Below are 22,374 nucleotides of genomic sequence, written 5' to 3' on the forward strand. Positions count from 1 at the left end.
TCGCAAGGGACGAGTGGCAAGGACCCAAGGGACAAGGGACGCCAGGATCCGCGCCGCCCCGCCCGGCGTCGCCAGGCCTTGTCACTGGTCCCTGGCCGTGCCTCGTCCCTTGTCTCTCGCCTCCCTTCCTTGTGACTCGTCCCCGTGTCCCTCGTCCCTCGACCGTGTCCCTCCTCACGTGTAGGACGAGGTCAAGGGACACGGGACAAGGGGAGAAGTCACAAGGGATCGCAAGGGACGAGTGGCAAGGACCCAAGGGACAAGGAACGCCAAGATCTACGCCGCGCCGAGCCGCCCCGCCCGGCGTCGCCAGGCCTTGTCACTGGTCCCTGGCCGTGCCTCGTCCCTTGTCTCTCGCCTCCCTTGTGACTCGTCCCCGTGTCCCTCGTCACTTGACCGTGTCGTCGATCTGCAGCGCGGCCCGATAGGCCGGTGTGAACGTGGCCTCCGACGAGGCGATGCCGAGGCGGTACTGCATCGACTCCGCGATGATGGCGGCCCGACGTTTGGCCTGCGTCGCCATCGGCCCGGCGAACAGGGCGTCGACCGACTCCGCCCACAGCGAGAACCAGCGCTGGAAGTGCGCGCCCTGCAGGGTGGCCGCCTGGTGCAGCGGGACGTGCGCAGCGATCGGGTGGCCGTTGTAGACGGGACGCTGGAGGAGGACCTGCTCCCAGAAGTTGCCGATGCGCGGCAGGTGGTGATCGAGGTCGAGCTTGGCCACGTCCGTGAAGAGGTAGCCGATCAGATCGTCGGCCATGGCGCGGGTGTAGAAGCGTCGCAGCAGCACATCGATGTCGGCGCGGGTCTCGAGGTCGGGCACCTCCTTAGGGTAGGCGGGAATCGGGAGTCGGGGGCGGCCACCGGGCACCGGGGGCGCGTCACTCCGCGAGGAGCGGGGTCGAGGCGTCGATGCGCAGGAACAGGATGGCCGACACGATGAGGCAGCCGCTGAACAGCACCAGCGGCACGTCGTACCGGCCGCCGAAGGCATCCACCAGCGCGCCGAACGCGATCGAGGACAGGAACGACCCGATCTGCCCGGCCGAGTTCATCGCGCCGGTCATCGCTCCGGCGTGGCGGCGGCCGACGTCCACGCACACGGCCCAGGACACGGGCAGCATGCAGTCCATGCTGAAGTAGCCCAGCGTCAGCAGCCCGACGGCGACGAGGCGATCGGACACCACGGCCGTGCCGAAGAGGCAGAGTCCCGACGCCGCGAGTCCCGTGGCCGCCACGAGGCGACGACCATTGCGCAGGCCGTGTCGGCGCACCAGCACGTCGCTCACCGAACCACCGATGAGATTGCCCAGCGCCCCGGCGACGAACGGCAGCATGGCGTAGATCTTCATCTCGTCGGCCGTGAAGCCGCGGCCCAGCCGCAGGTACGTCGGCATCCACGAGACGTAGAAGTACGAGCCCCAGCAGTACATGTGGTACATGAGCAGAATCACCCAGAAATTCGGGCTCCTGACCACCTGTGCCCACGGCAGGCCGTGGTGCGCGCGCCGCGCCGAGGACTCGCCGATGTGCGCCAGTTCCTCGGGTGTCACGCCCGGCATCTCCGTCGGGTAGTCGCGATACCACCAGTACCAGGCGACGGCCCACACGACGCCGATCGCGCCGAACAGATAGAACGCCATCCGCCATCCCCACACCGCGACGATCGGGACGACGAGCAGGGGCGTGAGCGCGCCGCCGACCCGGCTGGCCATCCAGACGGTGCCATGCGCACGCGCCCGCTCGGCCAGCGGGAACCAGCGCGAGATGCTCGAGGAGGCGTTGGGATAGGCGCCCGCTTCCCCCATGCCGAAGGCGAAGCGCACGGCCAGCAGCGCCGGGAAGCTCGAGACCAGGCCGGTCAGGCTCGTGAAGGCCGACCACCAGAGGACGATGCGGGTCAGCACCTTGCGTGGTCCGATGCGATCGCCCAGGGCGCCCGACGGAATCTCGAATAGCGCATACGAGAGCGCGAAGATCCCGACGACCCAGCCCCACTGCGACGCCGACAGGCCGAGGTCCTTCTGCATCTCGGGTCCCGCCACCGCGATGCAGACGCGATCGAGGTACGTGACCATCGACAGCAGGAACAGCAGCGTCAGGACGCGATGACGGTAGGGCATCGGTGATGGGACGGGCGGACGCGGGGCGTGGCGAGCGGGTTACGGGACCGGCATGAAGACGACGCTGACGGGGGCACCGAGGGCGATCGACTGCCCTGTCGGCGTGAGCCGGCCGGTCGTCTCGTCGATGCGGAACACGACCAGCGTGTCCGATCGCTGGTTGCCAGCGAGCAGGTAGCGTCCCGTCGGGTCGATGCCGAACCCCCGCGGGGTCTTGCCCTGCGTCGACTCGTGCTGCACGAGCGTCAGTCGGCCCGTGGCCTCGTCGATGGCGAAGACCACGAGCGAGTCGTGCCCGCGATTGGATCCGTACAGGAACTTGCCTGACGGATGGACCTGAATCTCGGCGGTGCTGAAGGCCGCGTCGTTGGCCACGCCAGCCGGGAGCGTGCCGATCGTCTGCACCTCTGTGAGCGCCCCAGTCGACGTGTCGCGCCGATACACGGTGACAGTGAGTGCGAGTTCGTTGATCACGTAGAGGTAGGGTGCGCGCGGGGGGAACGCCATGTGCCGCGGGCCGGAGCCGGGCGTCGATGCGACGGCGGGCGGCGTGGCCGGCGACAGCGCCGAGCTCTTCGGATCGAGACGATACGCGAAGACCCTGTCGGCGCCGAGGTCGGCTGCGTACACGAACGTGCCGGTCGGGTCGGCCTTGATGGCGTGCGCATACGGCTTGGTCTGCCGCTTCGGGTGCACACTGCTGCCCTGATGGGTCACCACCGAGACGGGCTCGCTGAGTCGGCCATCGGCGCCGATCGCGTACGAGGCCACGGTGCCGCCGCCGTAGTTGGCCACCAGCGCGGCCTGGCCGTTCGGGGTCACCGAGACGTGCGCTGGGCCGTTGCCGCCGGAGCTCACCTGGTTCAGCGCGGTGAGCGTGCCGGCCTGCGGATCGACGGCGTACGCACTCACCGATCCGGTCGGCAGGGCGCCGAACGTGCCGGTCTCGTTGATCGCATACAGCAGCGGCCGCGACGGATGCAGCGCCAGGAAGCTCGGGTTGGTCGTCGTCGCCACGAGTTCAGGCGTGGACAGCGTGCCCGTGGCCAGGTCGAGGCGCGCGCGGTAGATCCCCTTGCTCGTGCCGTTGGTGTAGGTGCCGATGAAGACGTGCATCTGCGTGGGCGCCCCTCCGCGCGGTTGGGCCACGACCGGCGCCATCGCGGCAGTCGCGACCACGAGGCCGAGGCCGAGCGTGCAGGCGGCCAGGCGAAGCCCCCGCGTCCTCCGAGTCAGGCTCGAAATCATGGGCGCGATCATGCACGAAAGCCGTCGCGCCGGCCACGACAAAGGCACGGTCCCGCCGGCCACGCGCGAGGGGATCAGGGGCAGACGGCGATACGCTGGGACCGCTGATCGATGAGCACGACCGCCCCCTGAAGAGCGTGCGCCCCGACCAGCAGCTCTGGATAGCGCGCCGACACGCGCACCTCGACATCGGACAGCGTCACCTCACCTATCCGGAAGGGGCCGGGCACGGTCGCGCGACTGGTGTCCACGGTCCCGTTGGCCAACTGTCCACGCGCCGCTGGCGCGGCAGGCGTGCCAGACACCCTGTCGAAGAGCGCCTCAGGCAGGACGAAGGCGACGTTGGCGCCGGTATCCAGATTGCCCTCGGCTGTCACCGCGCCGATGGTCACCGGCACCCGGAACGGACGGGTGTACCGCAGCACGCCGGGCTGTTCGGGTGAGAGCGACAGGCCCGAGCCGAACGACAGCAGCCGGCGCGGGTAGTCGATGACCAGCAGGCCGTCGGCGAAGAACTCGCGCGCGATGATGCCCGACAGCGCGGACCCCGGCGCCATCCGGCTGTTGTAGTCACGGGTGATCACACGCAGGTCGCGCCGCGACAGGCCCCCCACCTCGATCGTCTCGACCATCGTCGTCTCCGCCTCGGCCGTCGTGACGCCATCGGAGTTGGCAGTCGGTGGCCCCAGGGTGAGCCCGAGCGTGGCGACCAGACTGGCGTCGACGCGCCCGACGCCGCTCGCGCCGGTGTCGATGGCAAACCTGAAGGGCCCACGCCCGTTGACCCTGGCCTGCACGTAGATGCGTCCGTCGATGGTCTCGAACGGCACCTGCATCTGGAAGGCCGCCGTCGGCGCTCGGGCCGCGTCGCACGCCCGAGACGGCTCGGGAGCGTCCCCCGCCCCCGCTCGGCCGACGATACACAGGACGATCGCTGCCGCCATCCAGACCGAGCCGATGGCCCCTCGCGTGTTGCTCATCTGCGTGTCTCCACAGATGGCACAACGCGGGTCAGGCGGTATGGTTAACCGCCGTTCTGCCGCCCTCCTCCCGCCAGCGTGCCACTCGGTGGCGCACTCATGGGCCGCTCTGAAGGTCACGGGCAATGAGTTCGGCCAGGCGATCGCACCAGTACTGGGCGTCCTCGAGCTCTGCGAAAGCCCCCATCAGGATGGGCGGCTCCGCAATCGTGCCTTGCTCCCTCCACCTCATGATCACGCCGGGCGCGGCCGGCTGGCCCAGACGGCACGACGCCTGCCCGAGCCCGAGCGCTGGCCACGTCGTCGCCGGCTACTGGCCCGGCGGCGGCTGCCAGAACTCGACCTTGTTGCCTTCAGGGTCGATGACCCAGCCGAACTTGCCGAATTCGGAGTCGTCGGTCTTCTCGAGGACGTCGCAGCCCTCCTCGCGAAGCGCCTGCAGCAACGACGCCAGGTCGTCGACGCGGTAGTTGACCATGAACGACGAGGTGCTGGGAGCGAAGGGCGTGCCGTCGGCAGCACCGATCGACCAGATCGTGGTGCCCGTCGTCGGGTGACCGTCCGCATCCGTCCAGGTGAACGCCGTGCCGCCCCACGCCTGGACGTCGATGCCCAGATGCGCCTTGTACCAGGCGCAGAGCGCCTTCGGATCCCTGGCGCTGAAGAAGATGCCGCCGATGCCTGTGACTCGTTTCATCTGGGGTCTCCGAAATCTGGTGGCACTGTCCATCGGTGACTGACGCCTGGGGTCGATCGCGTGCTGGCCAGACGTTCCTGCTGTGTGGAGTCTGACCCCGTCATGGCTGCCGGCCCGGCGTGACGGTGACCATCCTCCTTGCCGCATCGGCCCAGTCGGGAGATCCGTGTTCGGCGTCGGCCGGTGCGACGAGGTCATCGGGGCACCAGGTCGGCATGGGGCTGGTTGCGCGAGTAGCAGTGAAGTCCGCCCCCCTCGTAGTTCAACGCCACGGCATCCACTTGCACGATGCGCCTGTTCGGGAATGCCGCCGCAAGACTCTGGGCTGCCTGCTGGTCCGTGTGCCTGAGCGACTCGGGCAAGCCCTCGCGCCAGTACCTGGCCGTCACCACGACGCCGTTGGCGATGATGAAGTTCAGGTAGCCGCGCGGCAGATAGAACTCGATGCGATCGCCGGCGGTCGCCCCCTCGAACCAGGACTGCTCCTCCGGCGCGAGGGCATCGTAGGTGACGCTTGCCGTCATCGGGTCCGGTATGGGCACGCGCAGGATGCGGAACGGCTGGCCATCCTGGTCCCGCGCGGTGCGAAGAAGACGGAGGTTCTCTTCCATCCGACGATGCGTCTCCGCGGCGATCGGGTGGGCGGCTCGCTGCGCTTCGTTGACCTGTGCCAGAAGGATCGTCCGCTCGCCTGCGAATCTGGCGAAGACGTCGACGTGGCCGCCAGTGCCGATCCCCCAGCGACCATCGGCGAGTCGTCCCCACTCCTCGTCCGCGGGGCCCTGCTTCAGCCAGATGACGCGCGTCACGCCGAGCACGCGGCGATGCTCGCGTTCGATGTCACCGCGACTCATTCCCGGATTGCGCGCCAGCTCGACGGACTCGGTGAGGAGGAGGGTGCCACGCCCGTTGACCTGTCGAGCGCCGCCCTCACTCACAAGTGGCGACGGCACCGTGGGCAGGCCCAGGCGCGCGGCGAGATCGCGATCCAGCGCCTCGATGGCCGGCTCCGGGTGATCGTAGCGGTAGTCCGCGATGGCGAGGCCACCGTGCGACGCCCGGAGAAAATAGGGCCCGGGATCCTGGATGGCACCAACGGGCTGCCGGTGGAAGATCATTTCGACGCGGGACATGTCGATGCCCTCGTGCCGGAGCCGCGTCCGCAAGCGCTCCTCTGCCGCTGCCGGAGAGCGGCGGTGCGGCGGAAAGAACGACGAGTCATCCTCCGCGAGCGCGCTGAACACCAGGCGCACGCGAACATGCGGCACGATGACACGCAACGCCTCGAGACTGGCCTCCGCCAACGATGGCCCTCCCAGCCAGCCCCGTTCGACCCAGGTGAGCCAGATGTACTCCTGCGGCTCGAACTCCGACGGTGCGACGTAGGCGGGCCGCGAGGATGGCCCGAGCCTCGCCTGACAGCCGACCAGCGCAACAACAGCGGCAAGAATGGCCATCGCCAGTCGCTCTGCTCTCATGCCATCACCTCCGGCTCGAGGGGACCGCCACGTCAGCGCGCTCAGGCGAGCAGGCCCTGCACCACGTGCGCCGGCGCCTCGACGCCCACGAGCTTCTGGTCGAGGCCCTGATGCCGGAAGGTGAAGGCGTTGTGGTCGAGGCCGAAGAGGTTGAGGATGGTCGCGTGCAGGTCGCGCTGGTGCACGGGGTCCTTCGTGATGTTGTAGCTGAAGTCGTCGGTCTCGCCGAACACCGTGCCCGCCTTCACGCCTCCGCCGGCCATCCACATCGAATAGCAGCGTGGGTGGTGGTCGCGGCCGTAGTTGTCTTCCTTGAGCGTGCCCTGCGAGTAGACGGTGCGCCCGAACTCGCCGCCCCAGATGACGAGCGTGTCCTCGAGCAGGCCGCGCTGCGCGAGGTCCGTGATCAGGCCGAAGGTGCCCTGATCGGTGTCCTGCGCCTGCAGTCGGTGCTGGTGCGGCAGGTTGGTGTGCGAGTCCCACCCGCGATGGTAGATCTGCACGAAGCGCACCCCACGCTCGATCATCCGCCGCGCCAGCAGGCAGTTGGCGGCAAAGGTGCCGGGCCTGCGCACGTCGTCGCCATACAGTCCGAGCACCGACTCGGGTTCGCCGCGCACGTCGGTGAGCTCGGGCACCGAGGCCTGCATGCGGAACGCCATCTCGTACTGCGCGATGCGGGTGTCGGTATCGGGGTCGCCAAGCGCGTCGGCGTGCCGCGCATTGAGCGCCTGCACGCCGTCGAGCATCCGCCGCCGGGTCTCCCGATCGACGCCATCGGGATCGCTCAGATACAGCACCGGATCGCCCGCCCCGCGCACCGACACGCCCGCATGGCGCGCCGGGATGAAGCCACTGCCCCACATGCGCGCCGACAGCGCCTGGACGTTCGACTTGTTGGTATAGGTCGAGGTCATCACGACGAAGGTCGGGAGGTTCTCGTTGAGGCTACCGAGCCCGTACGAGAGCCACGATCCGAGGCACGGCCGTCCCGGCAGCTGGTTGCCCGAGTTGACGGCGATCGTCGCCGGCTCGTGGTTGATGGCCTCGGTGTGGAGCGACTTCACGAGCGCGATGCGGTCGACGATGCGGGCGGTGTGCGGGAAGAGCTCGCTCACCCACATGCCGCTCTGCCCGTGCTGCGAGAACGTGAAGAGGCTCGGCGCCACCGGGAAGCCCTTCTGCTTCGCGGTCATCGTGGTGAGCCGCTGGTCGCCGCGGACCGAGGGCGGCAACTCCTTGCCGAACATCCCGCGCAACTTCGGCTTGTAGTCCCAGGTGTCGAGCTGCGAGGGCGCGCCGGCCGGGAACAACCAGATGGCGCGACGCGCCTTCGGCCGGAAGTGCGGCAGGTTCGGGAGGCCGCCCGGCGCCCCGGCGAGCAGGCTCGCGCCTCCGAACATCGAGGCGACGGCCACCGAGCCGATGCCGCGTCCGGCTTGCGCGAGGAGTTCTCGACGGGTCAGCAGGAACTCGTCGCCGCCGGAACAGTGCGGGTGTCGCGCCTTCTGGGTCACTTGTTGAGCGCCTCGTCGAGGTTCAGGAACAGGCTCGCCACCATCGTCCAGGCCGCAAGCTCGGGGACGGGAATCGCCGGATCGGGCGTCGAGTCGCCCATCGTGACCAGCGCCTTCGACTTCGTGCCATCAGCGGCGTAGCGCTGCCGGAGATCCCGGACCACGGGCGTCAGGGCCTGGCGCTCCGCGCCCGCGAGCGGGCGGCTCAGCACGCGCAGCGCCATCGCGTCCAGGCGCCCCGCATCGTCGGCGCCACGCTCCGTGATGGCGACCTCCGCCAGTCGGCGTGAGGCCTCGACGAACTGCACGTCGTTCAGCGTCACCAGGGCCTGCAGGGGCGTGTTGGTCCGCTCGCGGTCGACGGCGCACTGCTCGCGCGACGGCGCGTTGAAGGTCTCCATCGATGGCGGCGGGGCGGCGCGCTTCCAGAACGTGTAGAGGCTGCGGCGATGGTTGGCCTCGCCGCGGTCGGCGACGTAGATCTTCGTGTTGCTCTCCTCCATCGCGACGGTTTCCCAGATCCCCGCCGGCTGGTAGGGCTTGACGCTCGGACCGCCGCGCCGGGCCGACAGCAGGCCCGACGCGCGCAGCGCGAGGTCACGAATCATCTCGCCGTGCATCCGGAATCGCGGGCCGCGAGAGAGCAGCCGGTTGTCGGGGTCCTTCTCGCGCGTCGCCTGGCTCGCGACCGCGGACTGCTTGTAGGTGGCCGATGTCACCATGAGCCGGAAGAGGGCCTTGACGTTCCACCCCGACTCGCGGAACTCCACGGCCAGCCAATCGAGCAGCGGCTGGTTCGTCGGCGCGTCGCCCGTGGTGCCGAACTCGCCAGGGGTCGCGACGATGCCCTGGCCGAACACCTGCGACCAGAAGCGATTGACGTTGACGCGCGCGGTGAGGGGGTGGTCCGGCCGGGTCAGCCAGCGCGCGAGCCCGAGACGATTGGCCGGTGCGCCTCGCGGCAGCGGCGGCAGGACGCCCGGCACGGCCGCACCGACGCGCGGGCCCTCCTGGTCGTACTGCCCCCTGATGAGGATCCGCGCGAAGGGCGTCTCGCCCGGCTTCTCGGCGGCGATGAGGGTCACCTTCGAGCGCGACGTCACGCCCTCGAACTCGTCGACGAGGCGCTGCAGCGCACGCTGGTGCTGCATGGCCTCCGCATCGACGAAGGCGAGGTAGTAGTCGCGCAGCGGCAGCAGTTGCGCGTCGGTACGCTCGGCGGGGGGCGTGGCGAGCACCGTTTCGAGTGCGCCACGCCTTGCCAGCACCTGCGCTTCTGGCGCCGACAGGGTCCGTCGATACAGGCGGACGTCGTGGATGGCCGCACCGCCGGCGCCTTCCCCGGTGCTGCGTCGATTGAGCCGCAGCGGGGTCTTCGTGCGAATGGATCCGCTGAGCGAATTCACTTCCTCGTAGACCCCCTGGCGCCTGCCGTCGTAGTAGATCCGCACGCCTTTGGCCTGCCGGGAGCCGTCGTACGTGACCAGGATGTGGTGCCACCCCACCGACGACACGGCTCCTCGCGCCACGACCCGCAGCGCGTCCTGGTTCCAGGCGCCGATCATCTGGAGGCCGACGCGGCTGCCCTTCAGCCACACGTCCCACCCGCGAGCCCCGTTGGCCACGTCCGTCCGGGCCAGCACTGCGCCGTCGACGTTGTCGGGGAGTTGCACCCAGGCGGCGACGGAGAAGGGCTGGTCGGACTCGATGTCGCCGAGCGATCCGAGGTTGGCGGTCACGCCAGACGGCAGACGGAACCCTGGGCCGTGCGGGGCGAGCACGACCTGCGGGCGCCCTCCCGTGAACGTGAACGGCTGATCCTGCGCGACCGCGTTGCGCAGGGTGGCAGGCTGGGTGCCGTCCGTCAGCAGGCGGAATTCGAGTGCGGCCTCGGCGACCGTCGGCAGGTCGGCGGCGTCCATGGTCTGCTGCCATTCCATGAACGCGGCGTCCGCCGCTTCGAGGTGCGCGTCGTAGAGCTGTGTCGCGCGATCGATCTCGTGGGGCAGCGCGGCGTCGCGGGTCGCATCCTCCGGCCGTGGGATGCGGAGGACCGGCGGCGAGTCCATGACGTTGCCGTCCATGGCCGGCTGCGTCGTGTTCCGGAAGAACGCCGCCATGCTGTAGAAGTCCTTGGCGCTGATCGGATCGAACTTGTGATCGTGGCAGCGCGCGCACCCCATGGTCAGCCCCAGCCAGACCTGCGACGTGGTCTCGACGCGATCGGTGGCGTAGTTGGCCAGGTTCTCCTCGGGAATCGTCCCGCCTTCGTTGGTGCTCATGCCCGCCCGGATGAACCCCGTCGCGATCAGCTGGGAGGGCGTCGGTCTCGGCAGCAAATCGCCGGCAATCTGTTCGTGTGTGAACCGGTCGAAGGGCTGGTTGGCGTTGAAGGCGTCGATCACCCAGTCGCGATAGGGCCAGATGCTGCGGTAGTTGTCGAAGTGGTAGCCGTGGGTGTCGGCATAGCGCACGGCGTCGAGCCAGTACCGCGCCCGGTGCTCGCCGTAGCTCGGACGCGCCAGCAGGCGGTCGACCAGCGCCTCGTAGGCCCCCGGCGACGTGTCGCGCACGAAGGCCTCGACTTCCTCCGGCGTCGGCGGCAGGCCCGTCAGGTCGAGCGTGACGCGCCTGATCAGCGTGTGGCGATCGGCCTCCGGATTGGGCGTGAGTCCCGCGTCCTTCAGACGCGCCCGCACGAAGCGATCGATGGGGTTGGTCGCCGAGCCCGCGACGTCCGGGAGGGCCGGCCGCACGGGGGGGATGAAGGCCCAGTGGGGCTCATAGGGCGCCCCGTCCTTGATCCAGCGCTCGAGCAGCGCAATCTCGCGTGGCGCCAGGGTCTTGTGCGTCTCGGGCGGCGGCATCACCGTGTCCGGGTCGCTCGACAGGATGCGCCGCATCAGCGGACTGCGCGCGGGGTCGCCCTTGACGATCACCGGTTGACCGTTCTTGCGGGGAGCGAAGGCGAACTCCGGCCGATCGAGGCGAAGCTCCGCCTCGCGTGCGCCGGGGTCGACGCCATGGCAGCGGAAGCAGTGGGCGACCAGGATCGGGCGGATGTCTCGGTTGAAGGAGATCGTACCGGGCAGGACTGGCGCCGCGGTCGACGCAGGCTCCGTGACGGCCGTGCGCCACGTCACGTGCGGCGCCACGGCCGCGACGAGACTCGCCACGAGCAGGGCCGAGGCGAGCAGCAGGATCCGCTGGGCGTTCATCCGTGTTGCGGAGGATAGTCGTCGGCGACGCGAGGGCGCAAGCACTCAGGGGGCAAGGCGCAGGTCCTTCCGCGCAGTCCGGAGCGCCGCGAGGCCGCGGTCGGTCACCCGGGTGCCACCGACGTAGAGCCGCGTCACGCCGGCCAGTCGCTGAATCGAGGGCAGGCCCTCGTCGGTCACCGCCGTGCCGTAGAGACCGAGCGTCCGGAGGTGGCCGAGCGGCGCGAGTGCCGCGACGCCGGCATCGCCGACCGCCGTCTCGCGCAGGTCGAGATGTTCGAGATTCGGCATCGCGGTCAGGGCCTTCAGACCCGTGTCGGTGATGGCCGTGCGCGACAGGTCGAGCCAGACCAGATCGCGTCCCACCGCCGCCAGCTTCGCCAGTTCCGCGTCGCCAAAGGCCTTCCCTGCCACCGCCGCCGTGTACTCGAGTTCGCGCTCCCCGGGCACGATCGTCCGCAGCGCCCCGGGCACGGCCGCCCGCACCGCCGCCAGCGTCGCCTCGTACTCGGCCGCCTGCCGACGCTGATGCGCTTCGATCTCCTGTCGTTCGGACTCGGGCAGGATCCGCGAGAACGCGGCGCGCACCTCCGCGGGCGCCTTCGTCGTCCTGAACGTCCCGGCCGCGGGCGCCCCCGCCGCCACCCACCACGTCAACACCGCCACCTCGTCGTCCGTCAGCGACGGCCGGCCCTTCGGCGGCATCCGCTTCTTGTCGTCGACCGGCAGGTGCAGTCGCGTCAGGAGTTCGCTGTCGGCGGCCACGCCCGGGATCACCACGGGCCCCGACACCCCGCCTGCCATGACGCCCGCGTGCGTGTCCATCGCGAGCTCGCCCTTGCGCTTGCCGGGGTTGTGGCACGCGGTGCAGTGCCGCTCGAGGACGCGCAGGGCGACGCCGTCGAAGACCTCACGATCGGCGATGGCCGTGCGGCGCTCGAGCGTGCGGTCCCGCGGGATCGGCAGGCCCGCGAGACGCCGGATCGGCGCCGGCGCGTGCTCGGTCAGGTAGTCCTCGCCATGCGTCAGGCTGCCCCCGGCGTGCGCGGCGACGACCATGGCGCCGCTCGTGATCAGCACGACACCGGTGCCCAGGTGCCGCAGGCTCGCGCGGTCGGGCCGCGCCGTCGCCAGGGTGTGCAGCACCAGCGCGACGAACGCGCCGATCGCCGTCGCCACGCCGCTCCAGAGGTGCCGGTCGAGCAGGGTGTCGTCGTAGCCCCCTTCGTGCGAGAGGCACCAGCCAGCAACCGCGGCGCCAAAGCCGCTGAGCGCGGCCAGCCAGAGCACCGACACGAGGACACTCGGCGGGAAGGACGGTGCCACGCGCGCCACCCAGGGCAGGCGCGTCGCCTCGAGCAGCAGCGCCAGGATCAGCAACGCGACGGGCAGGTGCAGCACCGACGGATGCAGCCGTCCGAGGAACAGCGCCAGTTGCGGCAGGTTCGTGCCGTCCCCGAGTTGCAGGACGGGCAGCGCCGCGAGCACGAGGATGGCGGGGATCGCGACCGCGAGCGCCGGAGCGCCAAGCCGAACCATGGTGGTGGCGGCCATCATCGCTCCCGGGCGAGCCGAAGGCAACCCAACCATATAATCGCGGCCTCGAACGCATCAGACGCCCCATGCCCACATCCGCTGACCGCCTGCTCGCCCTGATCCTCGGCCTCGCGCTCCTCTCGACGACTCCCCACGCGCAAACACGCGCGCAGAACGACAAGGCCGCCGCCGACGCCGTCAAGCACAAGGGACTGCCGCTCATCACCGAGCGGACGGTCTCGTTCACGACCTCGGAGGCCACCTGGCTGTCGCTCGACCTCTCGCCCGACGGCACGACGATCGTCTTCGAGTTGCTCGGCGACCTCTACACGCTGCCGATCACCGGCGGCCAGGCCACGCGCATCACCAGCGGACAGGCGTACGACATGCAACCCGCCTGGTCGCCCGACGGCAAGCACCTGGTGTTCATCAGCGACAGGAACGGCTCGGAGAACATCTGGATCGCCAACGCCGACGGCAGCAAGCCCCGCGCCATCACCACGACCGAGCGCGACAACTACATGTCGCCGACGTGGACCCCTGATGGCGAGTACGTGATTGCCGCCAAGGGCGCGCAACTCTGGATGTACAACCAGGCGGGCGGCAGCGGCGTGCAGATGACCGGTGCGGGCCCACGCCCGGCGGCAGCCACGCCAGGCCCGGGGCCAGCCGGCCCGGCCACGCCGGCGATCCTCGGCCCGGCCTTCGGCAAGGATCCGGACTCCCTGTGGGTGAACGTGCGCGGCCCCGTCCGTCCCGGGCTCCCGACGCGGTCGATCGACGAGGACGAGTCGCGCGCCGACTTCGACCCGCACACGCTCCGCAGCAATCCCCGGATCGTCGGTCCGTACCAGATCGCGCAGCTCGATCGCAGGACGGGTCGCCTCCTCGTCCGCACGCACGAACACCCGGGCGCCTTCCGCCCGGTGCCGAGTCCCGACGGCAGATGGCTCGTCTACGCGACGCGTCACGACGCCCGCCAGGCGCTCAAGCTGCTCGACCTGTCGACCGGCGACGATCGCTGGCTCCGGATGGACGTGCAGCGCGACGACAGCCAGGGCGGCGGCGCCCGCGACCGCGACGTCTACCCGAACTCCGCGTTCACGCCGGACTCGTCGGCCCTCATCACCAGCTACGACGGCAAGCTCTGGCGCATCGCGGTGCCGAGCGGCGAGGCCGTCGAGATTCCCTTCACCGCGAAGGTGGACCAGCGCATCGGCCCGCTGGTCACCTTCGACTACCCGATCGACGATGAGAGGCTGCGCGTGTCGCAGATCCGCGGTGCGCGTCCGTCACCCGACGGCACGCGCGTCGTCTTCACCGCACTCGATCGGCTGTGGATCGCCGACCTGCCGCAGGGCCGCGGCACCAAGAAGGAGAAGGCTGGGGACGCCGACGGCCCTGGTAGGGACCGCTCTCCGAGCGGTCCGTCGACCACGCCCGAGGGAGAGGCCGCCAACGGGGCCGCCGCGGCAACACCGCCAGCGACTGCTCCGGCAGCAGCGCCAGCGGTGGAAGCACCACCGGCGCCGATCCCGACGATTCGCAACGCGCGCCGACTGACCGACGGCACCGACGTCGAGCACGGACCCGTGTGGTCGCCCGACGGGCAGTTCATCGCGTACGTCACGTGGAACGACGAGGACGGCGGGCACATCCGCCGCGTGCGCGCCGACGGTAGCGGCCAGCCCGAGCGGCTCACCTCGGCGACGGCGTTCTACGACCGGATCGCCCACACGAAGGACGGCTCGCGCATCATCGGCGTGCGCGGCTCGAAGATGCACCGGTTGCGCACCCTCGAGGACTTCGGCAACCACAGCGGCGCAGCCGAACTCGAGTACGTGTGGCTGCCCGCCAACGGCGGCGCTGTCACGCGCATCGCGTGGGCTGGCGGCGGCTCGACGCAGGAAGGTCGTGAGGCCCCGCATGTGGGCCCCGACCCCGACCGCATCTACGTGTGGGCGGGCGCGGAGGGTCTCCTGTCGATGCGCTACGACGGCACCGACATCACCACGGTCGTGAAGGTCACCGCGCCGGCGCCACCGCGGCCGGCCGACGCGCCCCCGGGACCGCCGCCGACGCCCGACGAAGTCCTCCTGTCGCCCGACGGCACACGCGCGCTCGTCCGCGCCAACCGGAACGTCTACATGATCACCGTGCCGCCGGTGTCCGGCAACGCGCCGACGGTGTCGGCCGCCTCGTCCTCGTCGGTCCCCACGTGGCGGCTCACGAAGGTCGGCGGTGACTTCGTCGGCTGGACTGCCGACAGCCAGCGCGCGTACTTCTCCATCGGGCGCAGCGTGTTCCTGCACGACGTCGCGATGCAGGCCGAGGTCGACCTGGCCAACCGCCTCAAGGGCGAGACCGAGGCCGAGCGCGCCGCCGCCCAGGCCGCCGCGGCACCCGCGCCTGGTGCACCACCGGCGCCAGCCACGCCCGCCGACAAGCCGGCGGCCCCGCCGAAGATCCCGACGCTCGAGTACGAGCCGCACCGCGTCGACGTCGAGATCATCGTCGACAAGGACAAGCCGACAGGCGTCATCGCGCTGCGCAACGCGCGCCTCATCACGATGAAGGGCGACGAGGTGATCGCGCGCGGCGACGTGGTGATCACCGACAACCGCATCACGGCGATCGGGCCGCGCGGCACGGTGGCGATCCCCGCGGGCGCGGTCGTCCGCGACCTCGCGGGCAAGACGATCATGCCGGGCCTGGTGGACATCCACGCCCACACCTGGGTCGCGTGGGGTGTGCACCGCAACCAGGTCTCGCAGTTCCTTGCCCAGCTCGCGTTCGGCGTCACGACGCAGCGCGACCCCCAGACCTCGTCCGAGGATGCGCTGACGTACCAGGACCTGATGGAGACAGGCCAGTTGATCGGCCCGCGCCTCTACTCGACCGGCCCCGGCATCTTCTCCAGCGACAACATCCGGAGCCTGGACGACGCGCGGGATGCGCTGCGGCGGTATTCGGATCACTACAACACGAAGACGATCAAGCAGTACCTGGTCGGTGACCGCAAGGTGCGGCAGTGGGTGATCATGGCCGCGAAGGAGCTCGGGCTCACGCCGACGACCGAGGGCGGCTCGAACTTCACGATGAACCTCACGCTGATGCAGGACGGGTACGCCGGCCTCGAGCACTCGCTGCCGATCAGCCCGTTCTTCACGGATGTCGTCGGGCTCGGCGCGGCCAGTGGCATCACCTACACGCCGACGCTGATCGTCAGCTACGGTGGCCCGATCGGCCGGCAGCACTACCTCACCAACGGGACGAGCCTGGACGCGGATGCCCGCCTGCGCCGCTTCACGCCGCACGAGGAACTCGACAGCTGGCGGAACACCGACTGGCACCGCGCGGACCAGTACGTGTTCCCGCTGCACGCGAAGCAGCTCGCCAAGTGGGTCGCCGGCGGTGGCAAGGTGGGCCTCGGGTCCCATGGCGAGGTGCAGGGCGTGGGCGTGCACTGGGAACTGTGGATGATGGCCTCGGGTGGCCTGACGCCGCACGCGGCGCTGCGCGCCGCGACGCTCGACGGCGCCAGGGCCATCGGCTTCGGCAAGGACCTCGGGTCGCTCGAGGTCGGCAAGCTCGCCGACCTGCTGGTGCTCGAGGCCAATCCGCTCGACGACATCAGGAACACGACGCGCATCGCGCAGGTGATGAAGAACGGGCGCCTTCACGACGCCGCCACACTCGACGAGACGTACCCGCGCCAGAAGCCGCTCGGACCGCAGTGGTGGTGGAAGCTGGAGCCACCCGCGCCGGCCACCACGGCGCCACCGGCACCGGCAGCGGCGAAGCCCCGGAGGAAGTAGCGACTGCAGCCCGACGTGAGTCGGACCTCCGAGATGAGTCGACATACCAGGTGCACAACAGTCGCGGTCCTTGCCGGCCTGGTGGGGTTCGCGCTGGTGGCCACGAACGTGGTGGCGCGCGCGCAGGGACGCGCGCCCGAGGCCATCGTCGACCGCCTCGTGGCGGCCACGTGCGACAAGCGCGTCGTGATGCTGGGCGAACTGCCCAGTCACGGCGAGGCGCATGCCTTCGACGTCAAGTCGCGCATCGTCGATCGCCTGGTGGCGACGTGCGGATTCACAGCGGTGCTGTTCGAGGCGCCCGTCTACGACTTCGTCGGCCTGGCGCGCGCGATCGAGGCGCGCACCGCCACGCCGGCGCAGGTCGACGAGGCCATCGGGCGCTTCTGGTGGACGCGCGAGCTGGCGCCATGGCGCCGCTCGCTCTTCGAGGCCGCGGCGGCCCGACGGCTGACGCTGGGCGGACTCGACGACCAGGTGAGCGTCACCTCGCGCTACGCCCGCGCCACGCTACCCGACCTGGTGGCCTCGGCGTTGCCGGAGGCGCGCGCCGCGGAGTGTCGCCAGGTCGTGGACAGGCACCTGCGCTGGACGTACGACGCGACGCACGCATTCGACGAGGCCGCGAAGCAGCGGTTGCAGGACTGTTCGAGGACCGCCGCCGACGGGGCCGCCACACGTGCGTCCAGCGACGCGTCGGACCGCGCGATGCTCGACAGCTTCGCCCGATACGCGGCGCGCCAGCGCGCCGACGGCACGCCCGGGCGGGACGCGTCGATGTTCCGCACGCTGCAGTGGTATCTCGACCGCCTCCCCGCCGACAGCCGCGTCGTCGTGTGGACGGCGACGGTGCACGCCGCGAAGCAGCGCGGCACGTGGCCCGAGATGCCGCTCGGTGCGCTGGCCGCCGAGCGTTGGGGCGACCGCGTCGCGTCCATCGGGTTCACGGCGGCGACGGGCTCGACGGCGATGGCGGGGCGCCCTGCCCGACCGCTCGCCGCGATGCCCGCGGGGTCGCTCGAAGCCACCGCCACGCGTGACACAGCATGGGCGCTGCTCGACGCCGGCGCGCTGCGTGGCCTCGGCCAGGTGCCCTCGCGCCTGCTCGGCGGCGTCAGGTCCGCCACGTGGGCAGACGCCTTCGATGCGGTCGTGGTCATCGGCGAGGAGGTTGCGCCGACGTTCGATCCGTGGCCGTGAGCGGAGACTCCTGGGTCAGCGCTCGGCGCGCGCCTTCACGCCGAGAAGCATCCGCCGATCCATCGCGAAGCCGATCGGCTCGATGGCCATGCCGTACGCGAGACGGGTGGCGAGATCCTCGGAGGTCGCCGTACGGTAGCGGCTGATGAAGCGGCAGCGGCTCGGACCGAGCGGGTCCAGGAAGAAGAGCCATGTCGTGTCCACCCAGGGCCTCCCCTCGGCCCTCGCGATCGGGTCGGACGCCCCATGGACCAGCCAGTAGCGGCCGCGCTCGACCTCGACCACCGGGAGGGGCGGCATCTCGGGGTGCAGCCGTAGGCCGTCACCGACCGTCACCTCCCATTCCGGGTGCACGCGCTCGGCGTTGCGCACGTCGCAGCCCGCCAGATTCTCGAGCCACTGGTAACTGTAGAAGCCTCCCCTGTCGGCGCCGATCTGCGCGATCCAGGGCCACACGTCGGCGGCCGGCGCGTCGATCTCGATGCCGTGGGTCCACGAGGAACTCGGTGCAGGCACACGCGCATCGCCCGGATAGGATCGCGCCGCCGTCGCCTCGTCGACGCCCCAGCGCCGCTGCCCTGTCCGGAGAAACGGTGTCAGCAGGGCCGCGGCCGCGATGGCCGCGCCGCCGATCCCTTCGGCGACATCGCGCCACCCGTCCCGCGCACGGCCCTCGGCGCGCCGCTTCAGGTTGTGCAGTTGCACGGTTTCCATGAGCAGATGGGCCGGCATCATCCATGAGGCGTGGAGCCTCAGGTGTGATGAGAACGCCGCGCGCGCCCGGGCGGTGAGGCGCGTGTGGCCGGCGTCGAGTGGCTCGAGCGAGAAGGCCCACGTCACGTGCCAGAAGTGCTCGGGCCTGGCGCTCGCGAAGGGGAGCTGGCGCTTCGCCTCGGGGTCGAAGAGGCCGCCGAGGACGAGCGCGCGATTGGGCTCGACCGCCAGCACTTCGAAGCCGTCGGCGCCGTCGGGTGTCGCCGGGATGACCTGCCCCACCACGAGGTGCTGCAATTCGGGGTGGACCTCGCGCGCTCTGGGCACGCCGGCGTTGTCGAGGCTATCGAGCGAGTAGAAGCCGGCGCGTCCGCCCCCCATCTGCACGAGCCACGGCCAGATACGCTCCGGTGGCGCGGCGATGGTGACACCGTGCGAGATCTGGCCACCCGCGTCCGGCAGGAGCGCGTCACCGGGCAAGGGCCGCTCGTCCTCCCGGTCCTCGGGCCGTCCATGCGCACGCACGAGCGCGCCGAGCAGGGTGCGTCGGATCAGGTGCGACCCGGGCCCGACCACCAACCAGTAGCGACGGAAGCGCTCCCATGAGGCATCGTCGGTCGCGTCGACGCGCACCTCGATCTCGACTCGACTGCCGCTCGGCCCCCAGCGTGACACGCGCAGCGCCCACGCCACCTTCACCCACCCTGCGTCGGAAAACGCGGCGTAGGCGGCGGCGTCCGCCACGTGGACGAACGGAATGTCGAGCTGCCAGACCTGCCCGATCGCACCGACGACCACCTCGCGCGGATGGTCGACAAGGACCTGGAAGCCGGGACGATCTGGCGACGAGGCGAGGGCGTCGATGCGCAACTCGACCTCGTCCACGGTGCCCGTGAGACGCGACGGGAATGTCCGAATGGCAAAGAGCGCCTTCACCAGTCTGGAGCGCGCGAGATCCCCGTGGCGCACCAGCGCCCAGGCCTCCTCCTCGGGCAGTGCCAGCTCGACACCGGTCAGTTCGAGCTTGCGTGGCGTCGGCAGCACGAGGTCGAGGGCGGTCATGATGCACTCCACGTCCGCAGGTGTGATGGGCCGACCTGCGGGACGGCCGGGACGTCACTGGGCGAAGCGCTTCTGGAGCTGACTGAGGGTGACCGCGTTTCCGCCACCCACGACACGAATTATGCCGCTCTCCGGCCAATGATGCGGCGAGTTCGATCGCCGCCCTCTCCCGGCCAGCGTGAGACCGTCGCTGGCACGAGCCCACCCAGTCGACGAAGCGAGCGGGCCGTCGACTCAGCGCCCCCGCGTCGAGTCCGACCCGCTGCGCGGGAGGGGACTGGCATCGAGCCGCTGCCAACTGCGCGCGCGGCGCGACACACTGGACGGAGGCAGCGATTCGTCCCGTTCGTCAGTTCCACGAGGACGTTGTCTCCCTGCCCCCGCATGGCCCGCTCGGCGAGAATGCGCTGGTAGGCGTCTGCGCTCACGAAGGCCCAGAGCATCGCCATCCCGACCGCGAGGAACGGCTTCGTCCGCGCCAACGCGGCGTCGCTGCTCTGCCACCAGGCGCGCGCTGCCGCGTGGCGCCCGGCGGGTTGCTCCGCCACGCGTGGCCAGCCCGCAGGGCGGAGGCACGGCCAGTCGACCGTCTAGCGTGCTCCGCACAACCCGCGGCGCTCGCATTCCCGGATGATCTCACAGACGCTCGCTGCCGTCCGGTTCATGCGGAGGCTACACAGTGACGGGCTTGATGCCCTTCACGCCCGTGGCGCAGCCGAAGAAGTACGAGGAGTACGTCGCTCTGAGATCGGCCCGTCGAAGGCATTCGGCGACGTGCGTCGCGTCGCCAAAGGCTTCGGTGTCGATGCCCAGCATGCGGTAGCACTCCGGGTTGCCGAGGAGGACTCGCCCGACCAGAGGAATGACGCCCTTGATGTAGGCCATGTCGATCGCCCGCAAGAGGCCCGACCGAGGCACGGACATCTCGATGAACGAAAAGGCGCCGCCTGGTCTGAGGGTCTCGGCGACCCGTGTCGCGAGGAGCGTCTGCTGGTCTCGATCGAACGTCTTCAGGCCGAACGACGAGACGACGACGTCGGCAAGCGGAGGAGACGACGCCCCTCCGTCGAGCACATCGGCGACGCGCACCTCGAGCTCGAAGGGCCAGTCGCGCGGGGCTCGTTGCGTCATCTCTTCCGAGAAGTCGATGCCGATGAGGCGCGCCGTGCTGGAGAGCTGCGGCGCCAGCGAGCGCCAGAGCTCACCCATGCCGGACATCAAGTCCACCACGACAGTGGTACTGCTCAGCGGCAGGTCGGCAACCACCTGATTCCGCCACCTCACCGTGAAGCCGAACGACGAGATCAGGTTGGTTCAACCGCAAGTAGCGGCCATGTCGTCAAACAGCCTCTTGACGGCTTCGGGGTCGTATCGGTCCAACGCACCAACCTCCGTCGAACGAAACTGTCTGGCGTGCTCCGCTCTCAGCCGCAGCCCCACATGATCACGCCGGGCGCTGCCGTCGTGACGCGCTCTCCACATCCTCGGCGCGGTGCCACGCATCAGCCGTGCGTTCCAGGTCTCCCAACCGTTTCCACGCCAGGGCCATGTTGCGCAACGCTGTGGCGGTGTCCGGAAAGGCCGGCCCGTGTACCCGCTCGAAGATGTCTACCGCGCGTTCGAAGCAGTCGACGGCCTCTCGGTACTGCTCGCGGACGATGTGGACGAGGCCCAGGCCGTTCAATGCCACCGCGGCATCGCTCGTCTCGGACGATCCTGACTCGAACACCTCGAGGCTGAATCGAAACAGCGGTTCGGCCGCGTCGGCATCCTTGCGAGTGATGAGCATGCGCGCACGATTGTTGATGGCTTGCGCGGTGCGGAGATGTCGCTGGCCGAGCGAGGCCGCGAATCCCCTGGCGGACGCCTGGAAGGCGGCCTCCGCCTCGTCAAGGTGCGCCTGCGCCTCGTGTGCCAGGCCAAGGACCTGCCACTCCATGGCGACGCGCGTGGGGTCACCACCTGCGTTCGCGACGTGGCCCTTCAAGGATTCCTCCAGTATCGTCTGCGCGTCCACGACGCGGCCCGCCTGGAGGAGGAGCGTGCCGACAGCCAGAGGGGACATCTCGTGGCCGGATCGGCCATCCTCTCCGGCCGACGCGAACGTCAGCGTCGGGCCACACTCCGCCTCACCGACATCGTCGAACTCGATGGAGTCGCGCAGCTTGGCCAGCGCCATTCGGACCTGAGACAGCGGGTGATCGGGAAAGAGTCCATCGACGCGCGGATCGTCAGCAAGCGAACGGAGCGTTCGCCCCTCGTAGGTAGGGTCGTACGGATCCGAGAACCAGCCGGGAATCGGCACCCCGTCCCTGGCGTCGCCGGGGGTGAGCATGTTGGCGATTTCGAGCTCCCCCGATGACACGAGATGGCTCGTGATCACCGCTTCTCGCATGCCGGTCATGCCGTGCTCGGAGGCACGCACGACGAATCGGCAGTGCCCGGCGCGCAGAGGGACGATGAGGGTGCCTTCGTAGTCGTAGGAGGGCTGACGCTCGAACTTGTCGATGATCTGAAGCCCGTGACGGCCACGGACCTCCACCACATCGACAGACACGATCCCGCCCTGTCGCTGAGCGGCGTTTCGTCGGCACCATTCGCGAAGCGCCGACAGATCCGTCGCGGCCGTCAGGTACGGTGCAGGGTCCGGTTCGATCTCCAGGCGCAGGACATTGCCGAGCGCGTCGGTCCATTCCCGCGCGCCACTTGCACGGCGGTGTGGCGTCCATCCGCCGGTGTCGAATCGAATGGGCCCGTGAGGATCGACGTCGCCGGTGTCTTGG

The 22,374-nt window shown here is 70.0% G+C and carries 14 protein-coding genes; 2 read left to right on the top strand and 12 right to left on the bottom strand.

Annotated features, from left to right (window positions below; all coding sequences use genetic code 11):
- Positions 1-388 precede the first annotated feature (388 nt).
- The 9 genes from Q0C41_RS15265 to Q0C41_RS15305 all read right to left on the bottom strand — a co-directional run bounded on the left by Q0C41_RS15265 (position 389) and on the right by Q0C41_RS15305 (position 12,800).
- On the bottom strand, positions 389-823 hold the full coding sequence (locus Q0C41_RS15265; protein WP_291984880.1) for a group III truncated hemoglobin: 435 nt from the start codon (positions 821-823) through the stop codon (positions 389-391).
- A gap of 58 nt (positions 824-881) precedes the next feature.
- Entirely contained in the window at positions 882-2,123 is a 1,242-nt protein-coding gene (locus Q0C41_RS15270; RefSeq protein WP_291984882.1) for an MFS transporter, read from the bottom strand.
- A gap of 39 nt (positions 2,124-2,162) precedes the next feature.
- Positions 2,163-3,371: a lactonase family protein gene (locus Q0C41_RS15275; RefSeq protein WP_291984884.1), complete on the bottom strand. Its 1,209-nt coding sequence runs from the start codon at positions 3,369-3,371 to the stop codon at positions 2,163-2,165.
- A gap of 74 nt (positions 3,372-3,445) precedes the next feature.
- Positions 3,446-4,351 (bottom strand): pepsin/retropepsin-like aspartic protease family protein, encoded by a 906-nt coding sequence (locus tag Q0C41_RS15280; protein WP_291984886.1) that lies wholly within the window; start codon positions 4,349-4,351, stop codon positions 3,446-3,448.
- 310 nt (positions 4,352-4,661) lie between these two features.
- Complete coding sequence (locus Q0C41_RS15285; protein WP_291984888.1) at positions 4,662-5,048, bottom strand: VOC family protein; 387 nt, start codon at positions 5,046-5,048, stop codon at positions 4,662-4,664.
- Between the two features lie 194 nt (positions 5,049-5,242).
- Positions 5,243-6,526 carry an agmatine/peptidylarginine deiminase gene (locus tag Q0C41_RS15290; RefSeq protein WP_291984890.1) on the bottom strand — a complete coding sequence of 428 codons (1,284 nt, stop codon included), beginning with the start codon at positions 6,524-6,526 and terminating at the stop codon, positions 5,243-5,245.
- 41 nt (positions 6,527-6,567) lie between these two features.
- Positions 6,568-8,043: a DUF1501 domain-containing protein gene (locus Q0C41_RS15295; protein ID WP_291984892.1), complete on the bottom strand. Its 1,476-nt coding sequence runs from the start codon at positions 8,041-8,043 to the stop codon at positions 6,568-6,570.
- The gene (locus Q0C41_RS15300) at positions 8,040-11,261 is read right to left on the bottom strand and encodes a DUF1553 domain-containing protein (protein WP_291984894.1); all 3,222 of its coding nucleotides are present in this window, start codon (positions 11,259-11,261) and stop codon (positions 8,040-8,042) included. Before Q0C41_RS15300 ends, Q0C41_RS15295 begins: the two co-directional genes overlap by 4 nt.
- A 45-nt stretch (positions 11,262-11,306) precedes the next feature.
- Positions 11,307-12,800 carry a c-type cytochrome domain-containing protein gene (locus Q0C41_RS15305; RefSeq protein ID WP_291984896.1) on the bottom strand — a complete coding sequence of 498 codons (1,494 nt, stop codon included), beginning with the start codon at positions 12,798-12,800 and terminating at the stop codon, positions 11,307-11,309.
- 83 nt (positions 12,801-12,883) lie between these two features.
- Between Q0C41_RS15305 and Q0C41_RS15310 the strand changes: the two genes are divergently transcribed.
- Positions 12,884-16,615: an amidohydrolase family protein gene (locus tag Q0C41_RS15310; RefSeq protein ID WP_291984898.1), complete on the top strand. Its 3,732-nt coding sequence runs from the start codon at positions 12,884-12,886 to the stop codon at positions 16,613-16,615.
- A gap of 33 nt (positions 16,616-16,648) precedes the next feature.
- Positions 16,649-17,815 (top strand): erythromycin esterase family protein, encoded by a 1,167-nt coding sequence (locus Q0C41_RS15315; protein ID WP_291984900.1) that lies wholly within the window; start codon positions 16,649-16,651, stop codon positions 17,813-17,815.
- A gap of 15 nt (positions 17,816-17,830) precedes the next feature.
- On the opposite strand, the gene Q0C41_RS15320 is transcribed toward Q0C41_RS15315, so the two are convergent.
- From Q0C41_RS15320 to Q0C41_RS15330, 3 genes are all read right to left on the bottom strand, one after another.
- The gene (locus tag Q0C41_RS15320; protein ID WP_291984902.1) at positions 17,831-19,591 is read right to left on the bottom strand and encodes a hypothetical protein; all 1,761 of its coding nucleotides are present in this window, start codon (positions 19,589-19,591) and stop codon (positions 17,831-17,833) included.
- Between the two features lie 672 nt (positions 19,592-20,263).
- Positions 20,264-20,899, bottom strand: a complete 636-nt coding sequence (locus Q0C41_RS15325; RefSeq protein WP_367079224.1) for a class I SAM-dependent methyltransferase — start codon at positions 20,897-20,899, stop codon at positions 20,264-20,266.
- 136 nt (positions 20,900-21,035) lie between these two features.
- On the bottom strand, positions 21,036-22,148 hold the full coding sequence (locus tag Q0C41_RS15330; RefSeq protein ID WP_291984904.1) for a tetratricopeptide repeat protein: 1,113 nt from the start codon (positions 22,146-22,148) through the stop codon (positions 21,036-21,038).
- Positions 22,149-22,374: the final 226 nt, after the last annotated feature.

This window comes from Luteitalea sp., assembly GCF_022842525.1.
In the GTDB taxonomy this organism is placed as follows: domain Bacteria; phylum Acidobacteriota; class Vicinamibacteria; order Vicinamibacterales; family Vicinamibacteraceae; genus Luteitalea.

Excerpts from the sequence above, each read along its gene's own strand:
- Q0C41_RS15270 (WP_291984882.1), bottom strand. The coding sequence starts at position 2,123 with ATGCCCTACCGTCATCGCGTCCTGACGCTGCTGTTCCTGCTGTCGATG.
- Q0C41_RS15275 (WP_291984884.1), bottom strand. The coding sequence starts at position 3,371 with ATGATTTCGAGCCTGACTCGGAGGACGCGGGGGCTTCGCCTGGCCGCC.
- Q0C41_RS15280 (WP_291984886.1), bottom strand. The coding sequence starts at position 4,351 with ATGAGCAACACGCGAGGGGCCATCGGCTCGGTCTGGATGGCGGCAGCG.
- Q0C41_RS15285 (WP_291984888.1), bottom strand. The coding sequence starts at position 5,048 with ATGAAACGAGTCACAGGCATCGGCGGCATCTTCTTCAGCGCCAGGGAT.
- Q0C41_RS15290 (WP_291984890.1), bottom strand. The coding sequence starts at position 6,526 with ATGAGAGCAGAGCGACTGGCGATGGCCATTCTTGCCGCTGTTGTTGCG.
- Q0C41_RS15300 (WP_291984894.1), bottom strand. The coding sequence starts at position 11,261 with ATGAACGCCCAGCGGATCCTGCTGCTCGCCTCGGCCCTGCTCGTGGCG.
- Q0C41_RS15305 (WP_291984896.1), bottom strand. The coding sequence starts at position 12,800 with ATGGTTCGGCTTGGCGCTCCGGCGCTCGCGGTCGCGATCCCCGCCATC.
- Q0C41_RS15310 (WP_291984898.1), top strand. The coding sequence starts at position 12,884 with ATGCCCACATCCGCTGACCGCCTGCTCGCCCTGATCCTCGGCCTCGCG.
- Q0C41_RS15315 (WP_291984900.1), top strand. The coding sequence starts at position 16,649 with ATGAGTCGACATACCAGGTGCACAACAGTCGCGGTCCTTGCCGGCCTG.
- Q0C41_RS15320 (WP_291984902.1), bottom strand. The coding sequence starts at position 19,591 with ATGACCGCCCTCGACCTCGTGCTGCCGACGCCACGCAAGCTCGAACTG.